This is a genomic window from Amycolatopsis sp. NPDC114478, assembly GCF_055633805.1.
Genome location: NZ_JBVKDO010000012.1, coordinates 275,740 through 299,854, shown reverse-complemented (window position 1 = coordinate 299,854; position 24,115 = coordinate 275,740). Strand labels below are relative to the sequence as shown.

Sequence of the window (24,115 nt, the reverse complement as noted above, 5' to 3'; positions counted from 1 at the left end):
CCGCCGGCAGTGAACGAACTGGAGCTGATCACCGTGAACCACGACGCCCGGCAGCTGCTGGCGGCCTGGAACGACACCACCACCGACGTCCCGGAGGCGGGCCGCACGCTCACCCGGCTGCTCGCCGAGCAGGCGGCCCGCACCCCGGACGCGCCGGCGCTGGTGTTCGAAGGCGAGTCCCTGACCTACCGCGAACTCCACCGGCGGGCCGACGGACTCGCGAACCTCCTGGTCGAGCGGGGCGTGGGCCCCGGTGTTCTCACCGGCGTCTGCGTCGACCGGAGCCTTGAGCTGGTGATCGCCCTGCTGGGGGTGCTCAAGGCCGGCGGCGCCTACGTCCCGCTCGACCCGGACTACCCGGCCGACCGGCTGGCCTACATGGTCGCCGACAGCGCCGCGCCGGTCGTCCTCACCCAAACCCGCTACAGAACCCTGTTCGACGCCGAGACCATCTGCCTCGACGACGTCGACTTCAGTGCGCAGCCGATCGAATGTCCACAAGAGACGTCCACAAAGGACCTCGCGTACGCCATCTACACCTCCGGCTCCACGGGCCGCCCCAAAGGTGTCCTGGTGCCGCACGAGGGCATCGTCAACCGCCTCGCGTGGACGCAGGCCCAGTACGGCCTCACCGCCGACGACCGCGTCCTGCAGAAGACGCCGTCCAGCTTCGACGTCTCGGTCTGGGAGTTCTTCTGGCCGCTGCTGACCGGCGCGACACTCGTCGTCGCCCGTCCCGGTGGCCACCGCGATCCCGCTTACCTGGCTGAGATCATCCGCGCCGAGCGGATCACGACCGTCCACTTCGTCCCGTCGATGCTGCAGGCGTTCCTGCTCGACCCCGCCGCCGCGACGTGCACCGGCCTGCGCCGCGTCCTGTGCAGTGGCGAAGCTCTGCCCGCCGAGCTGCAGGCCCGGTTCTTCGCCACGCTCCCGGGCGTCGAGCTGCACAACCTGTATGGCCCCACCGAAGCCTCGGTCGACGTCACGTACTGGGCGTGCCGGCCCGAAGAAACGACTGTCCCCATCGGACGTCCGGTGTGGAACACCCGCACGTACGTCCTCGACGCCGAGCTGAAGCCGGTCGCCCCCGGGGTCGCCGGCGAGCTGTACCTCGCCGGGATCCAGCTGGCCCGCGGCTACCACGGCCGGCCCGGCCTGACCTCCGAGCGGTTCGTGGCCAGCCCGTTCACGCCGGGGGAGCGGATGTACCGCACCGGCGACCTCGCCCGCTGGTCCGAGGACGGCGCCCTGCACTACCTCGGCCGCACCGACCACCAGGTCAAGATCCGCGGCCTGCGCGTCGAGCTCGGCGAGATCGAGGCCGTCCTCGACCGCCAGCCCGGCGTCGGCGGCTCGTGCGTCCTGGCCCGCGAGGACCGCGAAGGCGACCAGCGCCTGGTGGGTTACGTCGTCCCCGACGACGCCGCCCCCGATGTCGACGCCCCCGACGTCGCCGCCCTGCGCGCGGCGCTGGCCGAGAACCTGCCGGAGTACATGGTCCCGGCCGCGTTCGTCGTGCTCGAAGACCTGCCGCTGACCCCGAGCGGCAAGCTCGACCGCAAGGCCCTCCCCGCGCCGGACTGGTCCGCCGCCCGTACTGGCCGCGCCCCGCGCACCCCGCGTGAAGCCGCGCTGTGCGAACTGTTCTCCGAGATCCTCGGCGTCGACGGCGTCGGCATCGACGACGGCTTCCTCGCCCTCGGCGGCCATTCCCTCCTGGCCGCCAAGCTCGTCTCCCGCATCCGCGCCACCCTCGGCGTCGAGGCCGGCATCGGCGACGTCTTCCGCGCGCCGACCCCGGCCGGCCTGGCCGAAATCCTCGAAGACGCGCCCGAAGCGCGCCCGGCCCTGACGCCGCGTCACCGTCCCGAGCCGATGCCGCTGTCGTTCGCGCAGCGCCGGCTGTGGTTCCTCGACCAGGCCGACACCCGGAACGCGAGCTACCACGTCCCGCAGGCCGTCCGCCTCGACGGCCCGGTCGACGCCGACCTGCTGCGCCTCGCCATCGGGGACGTCGTCGCCCGCCACGAGGCCCTCCGCACGGTCTTCACCCGCGACGGCGACGAGCCGGTGCAGCACATCCTGCCGGCGGGCGAAGTCCGGTGGGCAGTCAAACCGTCCACTGAGGACACCCTGGCCGACGATCTGACCGCGGCCACCGAGGCCGGCTTCGACCTCACCCGGGAACTGCCGATCCGCGCCACCCTGTTCACCTTGCCCGGCGACACCGCCGTGCTGCTGCTGGTCGTGCACCACATCGCGAGTGACGGCTGGTCCTTCGCCCCGCTCCTGCGGGACCTGTCGACCGCCTACGCCGCCCGCGCCACCGGCAACCCTCCGAAGTGGACGCCACTTCCGGTCCAGTACGCGGACTACACGCTGTGGCAACAAGAACTCCCCGTAGAGCGTGACCTCGCGTACTGGCGCGCCACCCTGACCGGGCTGCCCGAAGAACTGCCGCTGCCCACGGACCGCCCGCGTCCGGCGGTCGCGAGCCACCGCGGCGGCGTCCTCCCGATGGACGTCCCCGCCGACGTCCACCGCAGGCTGGCCGACCTGGCCGCCGCGGAAGGCGCGACGCTGTTCATGGTCCTGCAGGCCGCGTTCGCCGCGCTGCTCACCCGCCTCGGCGCGGGCGACGACGTTTCGGTCGGGTCGCCCGTCGCCGGCCGCACGGACGCCGCCCTCGACGACCTCGTCGGCTTCTTCGTCAACACCGTCGTCCTGCGCACGGACACCGGCGGCGACCCGACGTTCCGCGAACTCCTGGACCGCGCCCGCGAGACGTGCCTGGCCGCGTTCGAGCACTCCGAGGTGCCGTTCGAGCGGGTCGTCGAAGAGCTGAACCCGGCGCGCTCGCTGGGCCGCCACCCGTTGTTCCAGGTGCTCCTGGTGCTGCAGAACAACCTCGCCGCCGAACTGAACCTGCCAGGCGTCCGCGCCACCGGCGAGCGCGTCGACATCGGCTACGCGAAGTTTGACCTGGCCGCGATCTTCGAGGAACGCGACGGCGAGCTGACCGGCCTGCTGGAGTTCGCGAGCGACCTGTTCGACCGCGCCACCGCCGCCACGCTGGCCGGCCGCCTTCTGCGCGTGCTCGCCGCCGTCGCCGCGAACCCGGACGTCCGCATCGGCGACCTCGACCTCCTCGACCCGGCCGAACTGCGCCAGGCCGAGACGGGCGGCATGCCCGCGCCCGCCGCCCCGGCCGTCACCCTGCACGAGGTCATCGAGGGCCACGCCCGGCGCACCCCGGACCGCACCGCGCTCCTGTTCGAGGACCAGGTCGTCACCTACGCCGAGCTGGACGCCCGCGCCAACGGCGTCGCCGCGCTCCTGGCCGGCGTCGAGCCCGGCCGGATCGTCGCGATCTGCCTCGACCGCGGCCCGGACCTGGTCACCGCCATCCTCGGCGTGCTCAAGGCCGGCTGCGGGTACACCCTCCTGGACCCGTCGTTCCCCGCCGGCCGCCGTCAGCTCCTGGCCGAGCAGGTCGACGCGCCCGTCGTGCTCGACGACCTGTCCGAAGTGGACGCCCGTGCGGCGGCACCGAGCCGCGCGGTCAGCCCGGCCGGCCCCGCGTGCGTCATGTTCACCTCCGGCTCGACCGGGACGCCGAAGGGTGTCGTCGCGTCCCACGAAGCCGTCGCCACCACGATCCTCGGCCAGGGCTATGCGGGGGACGTCTGGCTGCAGACCGCGCCCGTCTCCTGGGACGCCTTCGCGTTCGAGCTGTTCGGCGCCCTGCTCACCGGCGCCGCCTGCGTCCTGCAGCCCGGCCCGAAGCCCGAGCCCGCGCTCATCGCCGACCTGGTCGCGCGGCACGGCGTCACGACGATGTTCGTCTCGGCCAGCCTGCTCAACTTCCTCCTCGACGAGTACCCGGCCGTCTTCGCCCACGTCAGCGACGTCTACACCGGCGGCGAGGTCGCCTCGGTCACGCACCTGGCCAAGGCCCTGGACAGGTTCCCGGACGTGACGTTCACCAACGCCTACGGCCCGGTCGAGAACATGATCTTCGTCAGCTCGCACCGCGTCACGACCGCGGACCTCGATGCGCCCATCCCGATCGGCGTGCCGCTCAACGGCAAGCGCGCGTACGTCCTGGACGAGCGGCTGCGGCCGGTCGCGCCCGGCGTCGTCGGCGAGCTGTACGCCGCAGGCGGCGGCATCGCGGGCGGCTACGTCGGCCGCCCCGGCCTGACCGCCGAGCGGTTCGTGGCTGGCCCGTTCGAGGCGGGGGAGCGGATGTACCGCACCGGCGACCTGGTGCGCCGCCGCGCCGACGGCGTCCTCGAGTACGTCGGCCGCGCCGACGACCAGGTCAAGATCCGCGGGTTCCGCGTCGAGCCCGGGGAGATCAGGAACGCGCTGGGCACCCACCCGGCGGTCACCGAGTCCGCCGTCGTCGTCCGCGAGGACCGGCCCGGCCAGAAGCTCTTGGTCGCCTACGTCGTCGGCGAGCCCGCCGACTTCCGCGCGTACCTCGCCGAGCGGCTGCCGGAACACCTGGTTCCGAGCGCGTTCGTCCTGCTCGACGCGCTGCCGCTGACCCCCAACGGCAAGCTCGACCGCCGGGCCCTGCCCGCGCCCGAGCGCACGAGCACGACTCGCGCGCCCCGCACCCCGCGGGAAGAAGTCCTCTGTGGACTCTTCGCCGACGTCCTCGGGGTCGAGACGGTCGGCGTCGACGACGGGTTCTTCACCCTCGGCGGGCATTCGCTGCTCGCCGCCCGGCTCGTCGCCCGCATCGGCTCGGTTCTGGGGGCCCGGATCGGCGTGGCCGACGTCTTCCGCGCGCCGACCGTCGCCGGCCTGGCCGCCGTCTTGGACAGCGCTCGGGCCGCCCGCCCCGCCGTCGTGGCCCGGCCGCGCCCCGAGGTGCTGCCGCTCTCGTCGGCGCAGCGCAGCCTGTGGTTCGTCGAGCAGCTCGACCAGGCCGGCGCGACCTACCACGTGCCCCGCGCGCTGCGGCTGACCGGCGCCCTCGACGTCGCCGCGCTGCGCCAGGCGTTCGCCGACGTCCTCGAGCGTCACGAGGCTCTGCGGACAGTGTTCCCGGACGCCGACGGTGTGCCACGCCAGGAGGTCCGGCCGCTCACCGAGCTGCCGTGGACCGAAGCCGCGGTGGACGTCGCCGAGTTCGCCGCCCGCGAGTTCGACCTGACGACCGATCTGCCGATCCGCGCGGCGCTCCTGCGTGCGGACGACGACCACGTCCTGGTGCTCGTCACCCACCACATCGCGAGTGACGGCTGGTCCTTTGCCCCGCTCCTGCGCGACCTCTCGACGGCCTACGCCGCCCGCGTCGCCGGTGACGCTCCAATGTGGACGCCTTTGTCGGTCCAGTACGCGGACTACGCGCTGTGGCAACAAGAGCTGACCGACGACTCCTTGGACTACTGGACCGAGGCGCTCGCCGGGCTGCCCGACGAGATCAGCCTGCCCTTCGACCACCCGCGCCCGCCGGTCGCGAGCCACCGCGGCGCCACCCTGCCGGTGCGCCTCGACGCGGACCTGCACGCCCGGCTCCTCGACCTGGCCCGCGGTGAGCACGCGACGCTGTTCATGGTGCTGCAGGCCGGGTTCGCCGCGCTGCTCTCGCGGCTCGGCGCCGGGGACGACGTCGCCGTCGGCACCCCGTCGGCCGGGCGCCCCGACGCCGCGCTCGACGACCTCGTCGGCTTCTTCGTCACGACGCTCGTCCTGCGCACGGACCTCAGCGGCGATCCCAGCTTCACCGAACTCGTGCGGCGGGTCCGCGAGACCGCGCTGGCCGCGTTCGACCACGCCGACGTCCCGTTCGAGCGGGTCGTCGAACGGCTCAACCCGGCGCGCTCGACCGCGCGGCACCCGCTGTTCCAGGTCATGCTGGCGTTGCAGAACAACGTCGCGGCCAACCTCACGCTGCCCGGCCTGGCCGCGGCGGACGTGCCGGTGACCACCGAGACCGCCAAGTTCGACCTCACGCTCAACCTGGAGGAGAACACCGGCGCCGACGGGCAACCGGCCGGTATCGGCGGGTACCTGGAGTACGCGACCGACCTCCTGGACCAAGGCACCGCGGCCGACCTCGCCGACCGGTTCATCCGGTTCCTGGCCGCGGCCGTCGAGGCGCCCAAAGCGACCTTGTCCACCGTGGACTTGTTGTCGGACGGCGAGCGCGCGGCCATCGACACGGCCAACCACAAGACGGCGCGCTCGCTCCCGGAGACCTCGGTCATCGAACTGTTCGAAGCCCAGGCCGCGGCCACCCCGGACGCGCCGGCGCTGGAGTTCGGCGCGACGACGCTGACCTACGCCGAGCTGAACACCGAGGCCAACCGGCTCGCCCACCACCTGGCCGGCCGCGGCGCCGGGCCCGAGCGGTACGTCGCCCTCGCGCTGCCGCGTGACGAGCAGCTGATCATCGCGATGCTCGCCGTGCTCAAGACCGGCGCCGGCTACCTCGCGCTCGACCTGGAGTACCCGGCCGACCGCTTGGCGATGATGCTGGAGGACGCCGACCCGGCCCTGGTCCTGACCCGTGACGACCTCGTCTTCACCGACGAGACCGGGAACCTCGAGCACACCGCGTCGCCGGACAGTCCGGCGTACGTGATCTTCACGTCCGGCTCGACCGGTCGCCCCAAGGGCGTCGTCGTGCCGCGGCGGCCGCTGCTGAATTTCCTCCTCGACATGGTCGACCGGTTCGGGATGTCCGCCGGGGACCGCCTCCTCGCGGTCACGACCGTCGGCTTCGACATCGCCGGCCTGGAGATCTTCGCGCCGTTGCTCGCCGGGGCCACGGTCGTGCTCGCGAGCCGGGACGACGTCCGCGACACCCGCGCCCTGGCCGCGCTCGCCGAGGACGTCACGCTCCTGCAGGCCACGCCGAGCCTGTTCCACGCCCTGCTGGCCGAGCCGGTCGACCTCGCGGGTGTGCACGTCCTGGTCGGCGGCGAAGCCCTCCCCGACGACCTCGCCGTCGCGCTGCGGGCGCGGGCCGCGTCGGTCACCAACATGTACGGCCCGACCGAGACGACGATCTGGTCGACGACCGCCCGCGTCGGCGAAGGCTCGCCGACCATCGGCACGCCGATCGCGAACACACAGGTCCACGTGCTCGACCGCGCGTTGCGGCCGGTACCGCCGGGCGTGCCGGGTGAGCTGTACATCGCGGGCGACGGCGTCGTGCGCGGCTACCTCGGCCGGCCCGACCTGACCGCGGACCGGTTCGTCGCCTCGCCGTTCGCGGTGGGGGAGCGGATGTATCGCACCGGTGACCTGGTCGCCCGCCGTCGCGACGGCGAGATCCGGTTCCTCGGCCGCGTCGACCACCAGGTCAAGATCCGCGGCTTCCGCATCGAGCTGGGCGAGATCGAGGCCGTGCTGGCCGCGCACCCGGCGGTCGCGCTGCGCGCGGTCGTCGTCCGCGAGGACCGGCCCGGCGACAAGCGCCTGGTCGCCTACGTCGTGCCCAGCGGACCGGTCGACGTCGAGGAGCTGCGCCGGCACCTGGCGGCCGCGCTGCCCGGGTACATGGTCCCGTCGGCGTTCGTGCTGCTCGACGAGCTGCCCCGGACCCCGAACGGCAAGCTCGACCGCAAGGCCCTGCCCGCGCCGGCCGTCGAGAGCGGCGCCGGCCGGGTCCCGCGGACCGCGCGTGAGCACGCGCTGTGCGAGCTGTTCGCCGAGGTCCTCGGCGTGCCCGAGGTCGGCATCGACGACGGCTTCTTCGACCTGGGCGGCCACTCCCTGCTGGCCACCCGGCTGGCCGGGCGGATCCGCGCGGTGCTCGGGCTCGACGTCACCGTGCGGGCGCTGTTCGCGACCCCGACGGTCGCCGGGCTCAGCGAGAGCCTCGGCGACGCCGTCGCGGCACGCCCGGCCGTTACGCGGCGCGCGCGGCCGGACCGGCTGCCGCTGGCACCCGGTCAGGAGCGGCTGTGGTTCCTGGCCCGGATGGACCCCGGGGACACCGCTTACCACATGCCGATCGCACTGCGGCTGCGCGGCGACGTCGACGCCTCGGCCCTTTCCGCGGCACTGTCCGATGTGGCCGGTCGCCACGAAGCCCTGCGCACGTACTACGCCGAGGACGAGTCCGGCCCGTACCAGGTGATCCTGGACTCCTTCGAGGTCCCGTTCGAGCTCGGCTCCGGCTCGGTCGCGGAGGCCGCGCGGACCCCGTTCGACCTGGGCGCCGCCCCGCCGGTGCGGTCGTGGCTGTTCAGCGAGGGCGACGAGCACGTCCTGCTCGTGCTGACCCACCACATCGCCGGGGACGGCTGGTCGATCCCGGTCCTGCTGCGCGACCTCGCCGACGCGTACGCGGCCCGGCTCGACGGTCGCGCTCCCGAGTGGACACCACTGCCCGTGCAGTACGCGGATTACACGCTGTGGCAACGAGAACTCGACAGCGACCTCGCGTACTGGGCGGACGCGCTCGCCGGCCTGCCCGAGGAGCTCGCGCTGCCCTACGACCGCGTCCGGCCCGCCACCGCGGACCACACCGGCGGGTCGGCGGCCGTCACGATCCCGGCCGAGCTGCACGCGCGGCTCCTGGAGCTGGCGGCCGGGCAGCGCGCGACCCCGTTCATGGTCCTGCAGGCCGCCCTCGCCACGTTGCTGGCGCGGTTCGGCGCCGGGGACGACATCCCGATCGGCACCCCGGTCGCCGGACGCCCCGACCCGGTTCTCGACGACCTCGTCGGCTTCTTCGTCAATACCCTCGTGCTGCGCACCGACGTCAGCGGTGCTCCGACGTTCACCGAGCTGCTGGATCGGGTCCGCGAAGCCGACCTGAGCGCGTTCGAGCACGACGACGTCCCGTTCGAGCGCCTGGTCGAGGAGCTGAACCCGGCCCGCTCGGCCGCGCGGCACCCGCTGTTCCAGGTGATGCTCGTGCTGCAGCAGGACGCGCCGGCGCCCGTACTGTCCGGAGTGGAGTGTGAGCCGTACGAGGTGGCCCGCGCGGTCGCCAAGTTCGACCTCACCGCCGCCCTGGAGGAACGCGGCAACGGCGGGGGGATCACCGGCGCCTTCGAGTACGCGACCGCGCTGTTCGACGCCACCACCGCCGAGCGCCTGGCGACCGCGTTCGTCCGGCTGCTGGAGCAGATCGCCGACGCACCCGCGAAGCCGGTGACGGCGTACGACGTGCTCACCGACGACGAGCGCGACCTCGTCCTCGCAGCGGGCAACGCCGTTCAGGTGAGCGACGCGCCGGAAGACTGCCTGCACACCATCGTCGAACGGCAGGACCCCGACGCCGTCGCGATCCTGTTCGAAGGCGAGTCGCTGACCTACGGCGAGCTGAACGCCCGCGCCAACCAGGTCGCCCACCACCTCCTCGACGACGGTGTCCGCCGCGGCGAGGTCGTGGGGGTCCTGATGGACCGCGGTTTCGAGTTCGCGATCGCGGTGCTCGGCGTGCTCAAGTCCGGAGCCGCCTACACGCTGCTGGACCCGAGCTACCCGGCCGAGCGGCTGGCCGCGGTCACCGAGCAGGCGGGCGTCGAGCGGGTGCTGAAGTCCCTGCCGAGCCACGCCGAGAGCACGAACCCGGACGTCGAACTGACCCCGGCCGACCTGGCCTGCGTCATGTTCACCTCCGGCTCGACGGGCGTCCCCAAGGGCGTCGCTACGTCGCACCGCGGGGTCGTCGCCACGATGGGCCAGGGCTACGCCACCTTCGACGCCGGCCAGGTGTGGCTGCAGTGCGCGCCGGTGTCGTGGGACGGCTTCGCGCTCCAGCTGTTCGGCGCGCTGCTCTACGGCGGCCGCACGGTCCTGCAGCCCGGCCAGAACCCCGAGCCGGAACGGATCGCCGCGCTGGTCGTCGAGCACGGCGTCACCGTGCTGCACGCCTCGGCGAGCCTCTTCAACTACCTGCTCGACCAGGAACCGCAGGTCTTCACCGTGCTGCGCCGGGCGATGACCGGCGGCGAGCCGGCGTCCGTCGAGCACGTCACGAAGGCGCTGCGCGAGTACCCGGACGTCCGGCTGATCAACGGCTACGGCCCGGCCGAAAGCATGGGCTACACGACGTTCCACCCGATCACCGCCGCGGACCTCGGCGGCACGGCCATCCCGATCGGCCGTCCCGTCGCGAGCAAGCGCGCGTACGTCCTCGACGCGCACCTGGCGTTGGCCGCCCCCGGCGTCACGGGTGAGCTGTACCTCGCGGGCCACGGTCTCGCCGACGGCTACCGCGGCCTGCCCGCCGCGACGGCCGAGCGGTTCGTGGCTTCGCCGTTTGCTCCGGGGGAGCGGATGTACCGCACCGGCGACCTCGTCCGCTGGCGCGCCGACGGCGTCCTCGAGTACGTCGGCCGCGCCGACGACCAGGTCAAGGTCCGCGGCTTCCGCGTCGAACCCGGCGAAGTCCGGGCGGTGCTGGCGCGGCACGACGGCGTCGAGCAGGCCGCGGTCGTCGTCCGCGACGGCCGGCTGATCGGCTATGTCGTCGGCTCGGCCGAGCGCGCCGCGCTGCGGGCGTACCTGGCCGAGCGGCTGCCGGACTACCTGGTGCCGTCGGCGATCGTGCCGCTGGCCGAGCTGCCCCGGACCGCGAACGGCAAGCTGGACCGCCGCGCGCTGCCCGCGCCCGACTTCGCGGCGGCGTCCCGGCGGCGGCCGCGGACCCTGACCGAGAACGTCCTCTGTGGACTGTTCGCCGACGTGCTCGGGCTGCCCGAGGTCGGCCTGGACGACGGTTTCTTCGACCTGGGCGGGCATTCCCTGCTGGCGGCCCGGCTGATCGGCCGGGTCCGCGCGGTGCTCGGCGTCGAGCTGGGCATCCGGGACCTGTTCCGCACGCCGGCCGTCGCCGGGCTCGCCGAGGTGCTCGGGGACGCGGCCCCGGCGCGGCCGCCGGTGACCCGCCGGGAGCGTCCGGACCGGCTGCCGCTGTCGTTCGCGCAGCAGCGGCTGTGGTTCGTCGACCAGGCCGAGGAGGCCAACGCGGGCTACGACGTCCCGCGGGCCCTCCGCCTGCGCGGCGCGCTCGACGTGCCCGCCCTGCAAGCGGCGCTGGCCGACGTCGTCGAACGGCACGAGTCGTTGCGGACGGTGTTCCCGTCGCACGACGGCGAGCCGTGGCAGGAGATCTTGACCACTTACGAAGTGCCGTGGACACTCACCCAGTCCACTGAGGACGAACTGCCGGACGTCCTCGCGGAGGCCGCGGCGCACGTCTTCGACCTGCGCACCGAGCTGCCGATCCGGGCGCACCTGGTCGCGGTGGCCGCCGACGACCACGTCCTGCTGCTGGTGCTGCACCACATCGCGTCCGACGGCTGGTCCGCCGCGCCGCTGTGGCGCGACCTGGCCACCGCCTACGCGGCCCGCGTCGACGGGCACGCGCCGGACTGGGCGCCGCTGCCGGTGCAGTACGCGGACTACACGCTGTGGCAGCGCGAAGTCCTCGACGAACCGGAGCTCGCCGGTCAGCTGGCGTTCTGGCGCGACGCCCTCGCCGGCGCCCCCGAGGAGCTGGCGCTGCCCGCCGACCGGGGCCGCCCGGCCGTGGCGAGCCACCGCGGTGGCTCCGTGGCGTTCGCGCTCGGCGCGGACGTCCACAAGGGACTCGCGGACCTGGCCCGGGGGAGCGGCGCGACGCTGTTCATGGCGCTGCAGGCCGGGTTCGCGGCCCTGCTGTCCCGGCTCGGCGCCGGGGACGACGTGCCGCTGGGGACCGCCGTCGCGGGTCGTGGCGACACGGCGCTCGACGATCTCGCCGGGTTCTTCGTCAACACCCTGGTCCTGCGCACCGACGTCTCCGGGCAGCCGACGTTCCGGCAGCTCCTGGCCCGCGTCCGCGACGCCGGGCTGGCCGCGCTGGCGCACGCCGACGTCCCGTTCGAGCGGGTCGTCGAGGAGCTGAACCCGGTGCGGTCGGCGTCCCGGCACCCGCTGTTCCAGGTGATGCTGGTGCTGCAGAACAACGCGACCGCGCAGGTCAGCCTGCCCGGCCTCGCCACCGTAGGGGTCACGGTCCGCCGGGACGTCGCCAAGTTCGACCTCACCGCGGGCATCGAGGAGAACCACGCTCCCGACGGCACCCCGGCCGGGCTGACCGGGCAGCTGGAGTACGCGACCGACCTGTTCGATGCGGCCACGGCAGCCGCCATCGCGGAGCGGTTCGCCCGGTTCCTCACCGCGGCCGTCGCGACGCCGAACGTGTCCGTTGTGGACCTGGACGTGCTCGGTTCCGGCGAGCGGGCCGAACTGCTCGCTTTCGGCTCGACTCAGGTGACCGCGCCGGCGATGCGGCTGCACGAACTCGTCGAACGGCAGGCGGCCTGGGCGCCGGACGCGACCGCGCTGGTCTTCGAAGGTTCGTCGCTCACCTACGGGCAGCTCGACACCGAGGCCAACCGGCTCGCCCGGCACCTCGTCGCCGAGGGGGTCCGGCCCGGCGACCTGGTCGGCGTCCACATCGGACGCTCCCCGCGGCTGGCCGTCGCGCTGCTCGCCGTCCTCAAGGCGGGCGCGGCCTACACCGTGCTGGACACGGACTTCCCGGCCGAACGCCTGGTCGCTGCGCTTCGCCGGACGTCGGCCGCGGTTGTCCTGACCGACGGCGGTGAGCTGCCCTGGCGGCGGATCGACGTCGTGGCCGACGCGGCCGCGATCGCCGTCCGCGACGGCGGTGTCCTCGGCCTGCCCGGCAGCCCGGACGACCTCGCCGTCGTCATGTTCACGTCGGGTTCGACGGGCGTCCCGAAGGCGGTCGCGGCCCCGCACCGCGCGGTCGTCGGGACGCTGACGGGCCAGGACTACGCCGGGTTCGGCCCGGACGACGTCTGGCTGCAGTGCGCGCCGGTGTCGTGGGACGCGTTCGGCACGCAGCTGCTCGGGCCGCTGCTTTCGGGCGGCACGGTCGTGCTCCAGCCCGGCCAGCGACCGGAGCCGGCGCTGATCGAGGACCTGGTCGTGGCGCACGGCGTCACGGTTCTCGACGTCTCGGCCAGCCTGTTCAACTTCCTGGTCGACGAGCACCCGGCGGTGTTCGCGACGGTCCGCCGCGCGATGACCGGCGGTGAGGCGGCCTCGCCCGCGCACCTGGCGAAGGTGCTGCGGTCGTACCCGCACGTCGCGGTGATCAACGGCTACGGCCCGGCCGAGACGATGGGCTTCAGCACGTTCCACGAGGTCACGGCGGTGGACGGCCCGGTGCCGATCGGCCGGCCGCTCGCCGGCAAGCACGCGTACGTCCTCGACGCGCGGCTGCGGCCGGTGCCCGCGGGGGTCGTCGGGGAGCTGTACCTGTCCGGGGTCGGCACGGCGCTGGGGTACCTCGGCGCGCCGGAGGCGACCGCGGAACGGTTCGTCGCCTCGCCGTTCATGGCGGGGGAGCGGATGTACCGGACGGGCGACCTCGCGCGGTGGACCGCCTCCGGCGTCCTCGAGTACGCGGGCCGGGCGGACGACCAGGTCAAGATCCGCGGCTTCCGCGTCGAGCCGGGCGAGGTGCAGGCCGTGCTGGCCGCGCACGACGGCGTCACGCAGGCCGCGGTCGTGGTCCGGGACGGGCTGCTGGTCGCCTACGTCGTCGGGACGGCTGATCCCGCGGCGCTGTCGGAGTTCGCCGCGGCGCGGTTGCCGGAGTACCTGGTGCCGTCGGTGATCGTGCCCCTGGCGGAGCTGCCTCGGACCGCGAACGGCAAGCTGGACCGGGCGGCGTTGCCCGCACCTCGGCCGGTCAGTGCCGGGCAGGTCGCTCCGCGGACTCCGATCGAGGCCGCGCTGGCCGCGATCTGGGCGGACGTGCTCGGGATTCCGTCGCCGGGGGTGGAGGACAACTTCTTCGCGCTGGGCGGCCACTCGCTGCTGGCGGCGAAGGTAACGGGCCGGATGCGCACGGAGTTCGGTGTGCGGTTGGGAGTGCGGGCGCTGTTCGAGGCTCCGACGATCGCTTCGCTGGCCCGGCTCGTGCCGGAAGCGTCCACTGTGGACTTCGAGTCGATCCCGGTCCGTTCGGCGGGGGCCCGCACGCCGCTTTCGCCGGTGCAGCGAGGATTGTGGTTCGCCGAACGGCTCGCGCCGGGCTCGGCGGAGTACTTGGTGCCGCTGGCGTTGCGCATCGGCGGCGACCTCGACGTGGCTGCGCTGGGCGGCGCGCTGTCGGCAGTGGTGGCGCGGCACGAGGTGCTGCGCAGCCGGTTCGTGGAGGCCGATGGTGAGCCGACCCAGGTGGTGGACCCGGTGCGGCCGGTGCCACTGCCGGTGACCGACCTCGCAGATGCCGCTGGGCCTGCGCTGGCGGCCGACCCCGCGGCCGGGACCGCCCGGGACCAGGCAGTCGAGGTGTTTGTGCGCTCGCAGGTCGAGATCCCGCTCGACCTCGAGCACGGCCCCGTCTTCCGGGCCGCACTGGCCCGAGTCTCGGAGCGCGACCACGTGCTCGTCCTGCTGCTGCACCACATCGTCGCCGATGGGTGGTCCATGGGTGTCCTGGCGCAGGAGCTGCGCGACCACTACGCCGGGGTGAAACCCACGGCCCTGCCGGTGCAGTTCGGTGACGTCGCCGCCTGGCAAGCGACGGCCGACGACCAAGCCGGGCTGGACTTCTGGCGTCACGCCCTCGACGGCATGCCGCACGTCGCCGAGCTGCCCGCCGACCGGCCGCGGCCACTCACCCGGGACATCGCCGGCGCCAAGACCCCGGTCCACGTCCCGGCGAACGTCGTGACCAAGCTGGCCACCCTCGGCGCCGAGCACGGTGCGAGCCTCTTCATGACCGTCCTGGCCGCCTTCGAGGTCCTGATCAGCCGCTACACCGCCATGCGGGACTTCGCGATCGGCACCCCGGTGTCCGGCCGCAGCCACCCGCAGACCGAGCCGCTGATCGGCCACTTCGTCAACACCGTGCCGCTGCGCGCGGACCTGACCGGCGACCCGGCGTTCACGGAACTGCTGCACCGAGTCCGCACCGGCACCCTGGCCGCGTTCGACCACGACGACGTCCCGTTCGACCGGATCGTCGAACTCCTCCGCCCGCAGCGCGACCTCACCCGCACGCCCCTCGTGCAGATCGTGTTCGCCCTGCAGAACAACGAGGAGGCCGGCTGGGCGCTGCCGGGCCTGACCGTAGAAAAGCTCGCCGTGGACACCCAGGTCAGCAAGTTCGACCTCGAACTCGCCCTCGCCCAGGACGCCGACGGCGCCCTCACCGGCATCTTCGAGTACCCGACCGCCCTGTTCGACGCGACCACCATCGAGCGGCTGGCCGGCCACTTCACGACCCTGCTCGAAAGGATCGCCGAAGCACCCGAAACTCCGGTCGGCGAGCTGGACCTGCTCACCGAAGCCGAGCGGGACCACCTCGTCCACGGCGTCGACGACACCCGGGTCGCCTACGACGAGGACATCTGCCTCCACCACCTCATCACCGAACAGGCGAAGAGGACCCCGGACGCGATCGCCGTCGAATACCTCGACGACCACCTCGACTACGCCGAGCTGGAACGCCGGGCCGGAGTCCTCGCGGCCCGCCTGGCCGAACACGGCGTCGGCCCGGACGTCCCGGTCGGCCTGCGGATGGACCGCTCGATCGACCTGATCGTCGGCTTGGTCGCGATCCTCAAGGCCGGCGGCGCGTTCGTCCCGATCGAGACCGACGCGCCGGAGCCCCGCGTCCTCGGCATCCTCGGCGACGCGCACTCACCGGTTTGCCTGGTCAACCAGGGTGCGCAAACCCCGTCGGGAAGCCAAGTCGTCTTCCTCGAAGTGTCCGATCTGGACGGTGAAGCGCCGCGGCTGACCGACACCACCCACCCCGACAACCTCGTGTCGATCTACTACACCTCCGGCTCGACCGGCAAACCGAAGGGCGTCGCGAGCACCCACCGCGGCTGGGTCAACCGGCTGCGCTGGCACCAGGACACCTACCGGCTCGAGCCGGGCGAAGGCGTCCTGCAGAAGACGACCCTCGTCTTCGACGACGCCGCCGTCGAATGCCTGTGGCCGCTCATCGTCGGCGGCCGCGTCGCGCTGATCCCGCCGGGCCTGCACCGCGACCCGGCCGCCATCCTGGAAGGCGCGATCCGCCACCGAGTAGCCAACCTGCAGTTCGTGCCGAGCATGCTGACGCTGTTCCTGGAGCAGCTGACCCCGGCCGACCGCGCCGCGCTCAAGACCGTCCGCAACGTCATCACCAGCGGCGAAGCCCTGCAGCCGGAACTGCTCAAGCTGTTCTTCGACCGCCTGGGCGAGACCGCCACGCTGCACAACCAGTGGGGCGCGACCGAGGTGTCGATCGACTCGACCATGCGCACGTGCCTCCGGTCGGACCTCGACGGCGCGGGCTCGGTGAGCGTCGGCTCGCCGATCGCCAACAACCAGATCCACGTGCTCGACGAGCACCTGCGGCCCGTTCCGGTCGGCGTCCCCGGCGACCTGTTCATCGGCGGCGTCGGCCTGGCCCGCGGCTACCTCGGCGACCCGGTCAAGACGGCGTCGGCGTTCCTCGCGAGCCCGTTCGACCCGGGGGAGCGGCTCTACCGCACCGGCGACCGCGGCCTGCGCACCCCCGACGGCGCGCTGACCTTCCTCGGCCGCCAGGACTCGCAGGTCAAGATCCGCGGCATCCGCGTCGAACCCGGCGAAGTCGAGCAGGTCCTCCTCGAACTGCCCGGCGTTCGCGAAGCCGCCGTCACGGTGTGGCAGCCGGTGCCGGGCGACAAGCGGCTCGCCGGGTACGTCACCCCGCAGGCCGGCGTCACGCTCACCGAGACCGGGATCCGCGAGCAGCTGCGCGAGCGGCTGCCCGTCTACCTCGTGCCGACGGCGCTGAGCGTGCTGCCCGAGTTCCCGACCACGACCAGCGGCAAGATCGACCGCAAGGCGCTGCCCGCCCCGGCCGCGGCCGGGGCCGAGTACCGGGCGCCGGAAGGGCCGGTCGCGGAACTGGTCGCCGAAGTGCTCCAGCACGTCCTCGGTGTCGAGCGGGTGGGCGCCGACGACAACTTCTTCGACCTCGGCGGGCACTCTCTGCTGGGCGTGCGGGTGGTCGCCGAGCTGCGCAAACGCCTCTCGGCGGACATCCCGATCCGGCTCATCTTCGACTCGCCCACGGTCGCCGAGCTCGCCGGCGCCGTCGCCCGCGCCACCCAGCGTGAGTTCGAGGCCATCCCGAAGCGGCCGGACGGCCCGGCGCCCCTGGCCGGGGTCCAGGTCGGCATGTGGCTGGCCGACCGGATGGCGCCGGCGAGCGCGGAGTACCTGGTGCCCAACGCGGTCCGCCTCCGCGGGCCGCTCGACGTCGACGCACTGGCGGCCGCGCTCACGAAGCTGGTCGAGCGGCACGAGATCCTGCGGACCCGGTTCGTCGAGATCGACGGCGAACCGCGCCAGGTCGTCGACCCGGCCGAGCCGGTACCGCTGCCCGTCACCGAGATCGACGAACTCACGCCGTTCCTCCGAGCGCAGCCCATCGACCTGGCCACCGGGCCGGTGTTCGCCGCCGCACTCGGCCGGCTCGCCGACGACGACCACGTCCTGGCGCTGTCGGCGCACCACATCGTCCTGGACGGCTGGTCCGAAGGCATCCTCGCCGAGGAGCTGCGCGACCTCTACGCCGGTGTCGACTTGCCGCCCCTGCCGGTGCAGTACGCCGACGTCGCGGCCTGGTCCCGGCCGAGCGAGGCGGACGTCGAGTTCTGGCGGACGCAGCTGGCCGGGGTGCCGCAGGTCGTGCAGCTGCCGGCGGACCGCCCGCGGCCGCCGGTGCGTGACCCGCGGGGCGCGCGGTACGAGTTCAGCGTGCCCGCGGAGCTGGCCGCCCGCCTCGGTGAGGTGGGTGCGGAAGCCCGGGCGAGCCTGTTCATGACGCTGCTCGCCGGGTTCCAGGTGCTCGTCGCGCGGCACACCGGGCTGCGGGAGTTCGCGATCGGCAGCCCGGTCGCCGGCCGCGACCACCCGGACACCGAGCGGCTGATCGGCCAGTTCGTCAACACCCTCGCTCTGCGGGCCGACCTGACCGGCTCGCCCGGCTTCACCGAACTGCTGGAAAGGGTCCGTGAGACGGCCCTGAACTCCTTCAGCCACCAGGAAGTCCCGTTCGACCGGGTCGTCGCCGAGCTGCGGCCCGACCGCGACCCGAGCCGGAACCCCTTGGTGCAGCTGATGTTCGCGCTGCAGACGATGTCCGAGGGCGGCTGGGAGTTCGCCGGGCTGGACTGCGAGCCCGTCGGCGTCGAGACGGGCGCCGCGAAGTTCGACCTGGCCATGGTGCTGCGCGAGCAGGCCTCCGGCGCGGTCGACGGCGTCCTCGAGTACCCGGTCGCGTTGTTCGACGAGGACACGGTCGCCGCGTTCGCCGAGCGCTACCTGCGTCTGCTCGGCGGGTTCGCCGCCGACCCCCAGCGGCCGGTCGACCGGGTTCCCATGCTGGACGCGGCCACACTGACCCCGGCGGACGCAGGTGCCCCCGGTGGGACGTTCGCCGGGCTGGTCGAAGCCCAGGCGCGGCGGACCCCGGACGCCCCGGCCGTCGTGGCCGGACCGGACTCGCTCACCTACGCCGAGCTGGACGCGGCGGCCAACCGCGTGGCCCGGTTGCTGCGGAGCCAGGGCGCCGGCCCGGAGAAGGTCGTCGCGCTGCTGCTGCCGCGCTCGGCCGACCTGGTCGTCGCGCAGCTCGCGGTGGTCAAGACCGGGGCGGCGTTCCTCCCGATCGACCCGAGCTACCCCGCCGAGCGCATCCGGTACATGCTCGACGACGCGAACCCGGTGCTCACGCTGCGGGGACTGCCTGCGTCCACAATGGACGACCGTCCGCTGGACGTCGAAGTGAAGCCCGAGAACGCAGCGTACGTGATCTACACATCGGGTTCGACGGGACGGCCGAAGGGGGTCGTCGTCAGCCACGCCGGCCTCGGCACCCTGGTGGCGAACACCATCGCCGCCTACCGGGTCGGCCCCGGTGACCGGGTGCTGCAGTACGTGTCGCCGAGCTTCGACGCCTCGATCCTGGAGCTGTGCGCGTCGCTGATGACCGGCGCGGCCCTGGTCGTCACGCCGCCGGGCCCGCTGCTCGGGGACCAGCTGCGGGACGTCCTCGCCGAGGGCCGCGTGACGCACGCGCTGATCCCGCCCGCGGCCCTGGCCACCGTCGAGGACCCGCACCTGCCGGACTTCCGGACCGTCGTGGTCGGCGGCGACGTCTGCCCGCCCGAGCTGGTCGCGAAGTGGGCGCCGGGCCGCCGGATGCTCAACATGTACGGCCCGACCGAGGCGACGGTCGTCTCGACGGTGTCCGAACCCCTGGTGGTGGGCGCTTCGGTGACCATCGGCTCGGCGTTGAAGCACACGCAGGCGTACGTCCTGGACGACCGGCTCCAGCCGGTGCCACCGGGCGTCGCGGGTGAGCTGTACGTCGCCGGCCCGGGTCTCGCCCGCGGCTACCTCGGCCGGCCGGGGCTGACGGCCCAAAGGTTCGTGGCGAACCCGGCGGGCGGGCGGATGTACCGCACCGGCGACCTCGTCCGCCGGACCCGCGCCGGGGAGCTGGAATTCCTCGGCCGGACCGACGACCAGGTCAAGATCCGCGGCTTCCGCATCGAACTCGGCGAAGTCGAGTCCGCGCTGCGGGCGCACCCGGCGCTCACCGCGGCGGTCGTGCTCGCCAAACCCGACCCGGCCGGGCAGAAACGCCTGGTCGCCTACGTCGCCGGCGACGTCACGGCCGCCGAGCTGCGGACGTTCCTCGGCCAGCGGCTGCCGGAGCACCTGGTGCCGAGCGCGTTCGTCGTGCTCGACGCGCTGCCGGTCAACGCCAGCGGCAAGCTCGACCGGGCCGCGCTGCCCGAGCCGGCCGAGGAGACGGCGGACTACGTCGCCCCGGGCAGTCCGGAGGAACAGCTGATCGCCGACATCTGGGCCGAGGTCCTGGGCGTGCCCCGCGTCGGGCTCGGCGACGACTTCTTCGCCCTCGGCGGGCATTCCGTGCTCGCCGCCAAGGTCCGCATGCGGCTGCAGGCCGCGTTCGGCGTGGACCTGCCCCTGCCCGTGCTGTTCCAGACCACCACGGTCGCCGCGCTCGCCGCCGTGGTCCACACCGAGATCGAGGCCGAGCTCGCCGGCATGTCCGAGCAGGAACTCCTCGACTCCCTCACCGAGGAGGCCAGCGCATGACCACGTTCGACATCCGCCCGCAAGCCGAGGCGGACGCCGACCGCGCCGCCCGCTTGCGGGCCGCGGTGCTCGCGAAGCGGTTGCGCGGCCGGGCCGCCACCCCGGCCCGGACGTTCGGCCGGGCCGACCGCGACGCCCCGCTGCCGCTGTCGGCCGGGCAGCAGCGCCTGTGGTTCCTCGACCGGCTCGACCCGGACAGCGCCGAGTACGCCGTGCCGCTCCTGCTCCGGCTGGAGGGCGCTCTCGATGTCGACGCGCTCCGCCGGTCGCTCGACGCCCTGGTGGCACGGCACGAGATCCTCCGCACGACTTACACCGCGGAGAACAACCAGCCCCGCCAGGTGATCGGGGCTCCGACCCCAGTCGACCTCCCAGTGGTCGAAGGCGACCTGGACGCGATCCTCGCGGAGTACGTCAGCCGTCCGTTCGACCTGGCCACCGGCCCGGTGTTCCGGGCGCTGCTGGTGCGTGAGGCGCCGGAGCGGCACGTCCTCGCGCTGAACGTCCACCACATCGCCTGCGACGGCTGGTCCCTGCCGATCCTGATGGACGACCTCCGCCGGCTCTACACCGGCGCGGAACTGCCGCCGGTCGAACTGTCCTATGCGGACTTCGCGGTCTGGGAACAGTCCCGCGTGGACGCCCACACCGCCGACCTCGCGTACTGGAAGGACCGGCTCGCCGGGCTGGAGACCCTCGAGCTGCCCGCCGACCGGCCGCGCCCGGCCCAGCGCGACCACCACGGCGCGTCGGTCCGCTTCACCATTCCCGCGGCCGCCGCCTCCGCCGTGATCGACCAGGGCAAGGCAGCCGGCGCGACGCCGTTCATGACGCTGCTCGCCGCCGCGTACGTCGTGCTCGGCCGGCACACCGGACGCGAGGACATCGCCGTCGGCACCCCGGTCGCCGGGCGCGGCCGGGCCGAGCTGGAGCACATGGTCGGGTTCTTCGTGAACACCGTCGTCGCCCGCGGCGACCTCTCCGGCGACCCGGACTTCGCCACCCTGGCCGACCGCGTCCGCGTCGCCCGCCTGGCCGACCAGGCGCACGAAGACCTGCCGTTCGAGCGCCTGGTCAAGGAGCTGGCGCCGGAGCGCGACCTCGCGCACACCCCGGTCGTCCAGGTCATGTTCGCCGTCTACGACTCCTCGGCCGGCTCGCCGGACCTGGGCGACCTGCGGGTGTCGCCGGTGGACCTGCCCTCGACGACGGCGAAGTTCGACCTGATGATCTCCTTCGTCCGCCAGGCCGACGGTTCCGTCGAGGGCGTGCTGGAGTACGCGACCGCGTTGTTCGACGAGGTCCGGATGGTCCGGATGGGCGAGCACGTCGTCCGGCTGTTCACCGAGCTGGCCGCCCGCCCCGGCGTCCGGCTGTCCGAAGTGGACGTTCTCGGGACGGCCGAGCGGAAGCTGCTCCTGGAGACCTGGAACGCCACCGCCGAGCCCTACCTGCGCGGCACGCTGCACGGCCGGATCGCCGCGCAGGCCGCGTCCACTCCGGACGCCATCGCCGTCCGTTGTGGACAGACTGAGCTGACCTACGCCGAGCTGGAGGACCGCGCCACCCGGCTGGCCCAGCGGCTGCGGGCGCACGGCGTCGGCGTCGAGACGCCGGTCGGAGTGCTCTGCGAACGCGGCCCGCTGCTGCTGCCGGTGCTGCTGGCCGTCCTCAAGACCGGCGGCCACTACATCCCGCTCGACCCGGCCTACCCACAGGACCGCAAGGAGTACATGCTCCGCCAGGCCGGCGCCCGCGTCCTCGTCACGACCCGCCGCTACGCGGGCGAGGACCTCGGTGACGTCGTGGTCCTCGCCGACGAGCCGGTCGCCGACGACCCGGTGCCGTGGCGGGACCCGGTCGTCGACCCGGAGAACCTCGCCTACATCATCTACACGTCCGGCTCGACCGGCCGCCCCAAGGGCGTGCTGATCAGCCACCGCGGCGTGCTGCACTACCTGGACTGGTGCCGCCAGGCCTACCGCGCCGACGAGGGCGACGGCGCCCCGGTGCACTCGTCGCTCGCCTTCGACCTGACCGTCACCGGGCTGTTCCTGCCGCTGCTCTGCGGGACGACCGTGACGCTCGTGCCGGAGGACGAGCACCCGGTCGCCGGGCTCGCGGACGTCCTGTCCAGCGGACGCAAGTTCAGCTTCGTCAAGCTCACCCCGGCCCACCTCGAACCGCTGCGCCGCTGCCTGACGCCGGAAGCGGCCGACGCCGCCGCGCACGTGGTCGTCGGTGGCGAGCAGCTGACGGCCGAGGCGCTGGAGTTCTGGCGGGAGCACGCCCCGGACGTCGTGGTGGCCAACGAGTACGGCCACACCGAGACGTCGGTGGCCAACGTGATCAACCTGCTGCCCGCCGCCGAGTGCGTCACCACGCCGATCTCGGTCGGGCGGCCGATCTGGAACACCGAGGTCTACCTGCTCGACGAGCACCTGCGTCCGGTTCCCGTCGGCGTGACCGGCGAGCTGTACGCGGGCGGGGCGGGCGTCGCCCGCGGCTTCGCCGGCAACCCCGGCTTGACCGCGGCGAAGTACGTGGCGAACCCGTTCGGGCCCGGCCGGCTCTACCGCAGCGGCGACCTGGCCCGGTACCTGCCGGACGGGCGGCTGGAGTTCGTCGGCCGCACCGACCACCAGGTCAAGGTCCGCGGCTACCGCATCGAGCTGGGCGAGATCGAGGCCGCGCTGGTCGGCGGCCCCGGCGTCACCGAGGCGGTCGCCGTGGTCCGCGACGGCGCGCTCGCCGGGTACGTCGCGCCGTCCACTGTGGACGCCGACGCGCTGCGGGCGCACCTGTCCGAGCGGCTGCCGGAGTACATGGTCCCGGCGACACTGACCACTTTGGACACCCTGCCGCTCACGTCGAACGGCAAGATCGACCGGGTCGCGCTGCCCGCCCCGGACGCCGCGCCGGTGTCGACGTCCGGTGTGCTGCCGCGCGACGAGCTGGAGATGGCGCTCGCCAAGCTGTGGGAGGACCTCCTGGGCCGCCGCGTCGGCGTCATCGACGGCTTCTTCGACGTCGGCGGTCACTCGCTCCTGGCGGTCGTGCTGGTCGACCGGATCAAGGCCGAGCTGGGCGCGACCGTCGGCCTGGCCGAGGTGTTCCGCGCCCCGACGATCCGGGCGCTGGCCGACCTCATCCGGGCCGGGGACCACGGCGGGGGACTGGTCGTGCCCCTCTCGCCCGGCCGCGCCGGTGTCGCGCCGCTGTTCCTGCTGCCGCCGACCGCCGGGAGCCCGTTCCCGTACTTGCAGCTGGTGGCCGAGCTGGACCCGGCGCTGCCGGTGTTCGGCCTGCAGGCCCCCGGGTTCGCGCCCGGCGAGGACCCGGTGCACACGATCGAGGAGCTGGCCGCGGCGTTCGTCGCCGACCTGCTGCCGGTGGTGGGCGACCGGCCGATCCGCCTCGCCGGCTGGTCCCAGGGCGGGTCGGTGGCCTTCGAAATGGCCGCCCAGCTGGAAAAGGCGGGGCGGCCCGTCGAGCACCTGTGCATCATCGACGCCACCGTCCTCGGCGTCGACGACTACGGCAACCCGCTCCCCGAGGTCGACACCAGCGACCCCCTCGCGTGGTTCGGCGAAGCCGTGCTGAAGCTCGCCCCGGGAGCCGTCGACACCCTCGACGAGATGCTCGCCGAGGCCCGGGACCGCGGCATGGTCTCCGAAGTCGCCGGCAACGCGGTCGTCGAGCAGATGGCGCGGGTCTACCTGGCCGGCAAGGACGCCGTCGAGGCCTACCGCTGCCGGGCCGTCGTCGACACCGGCATCCACCTCATCACCTCCACCGGCACCCACCCGGTGAAGGGCCGCCCGGAGGTGCGCCCGGAGAGCTGGCGCGCCCGCACGCGCGGCGAGCTCACGGTGACGCCGGTTCCGGGCCACCACTGGGACATGGTCGAACCGCCGCACGTGGCGGAGCTGGCCCGGGCCGTGCTGGCCGGGCTCGCCGTGACCGCCGACGAGTGAAGGAGAACGCC

The 24,115-nt window shown here is 73.5% G+C and carries 1 protein-coding gene and 1 pseudogene; both read left to right on the top strand.

What is annotated here, in order from left to right; genetic code table 11:
- Positions 1-9: 9 nt before the first annotated feature.
- Positions 10-20,127 (top strand): annotated as a pseudogene (locus tag ACZ7OH_RS31000) (non-ribosomal peptide synthase/polyketide synthase); the annotation flags it as partial.
- Positions 20,124-24,104 (top strand): non-ribosomal peptide synthetase, encoded by a 3,981-nt coding sequence (locus ACZ7OH_RS30995; RefSeq protein ID WP_470284053.1) that lies wholly within the window; start codon positions 20,124-20,126, stop codon positions 24,102-24,104. The pseudogene ACZ7OH_RS31000 and the gene ACZ7OH_RS30995, both read left to right, overlap by 4 nt.
- The last annotated feature ends 11 nt before the right edge of the window (positions 24,105-24,115 follow it).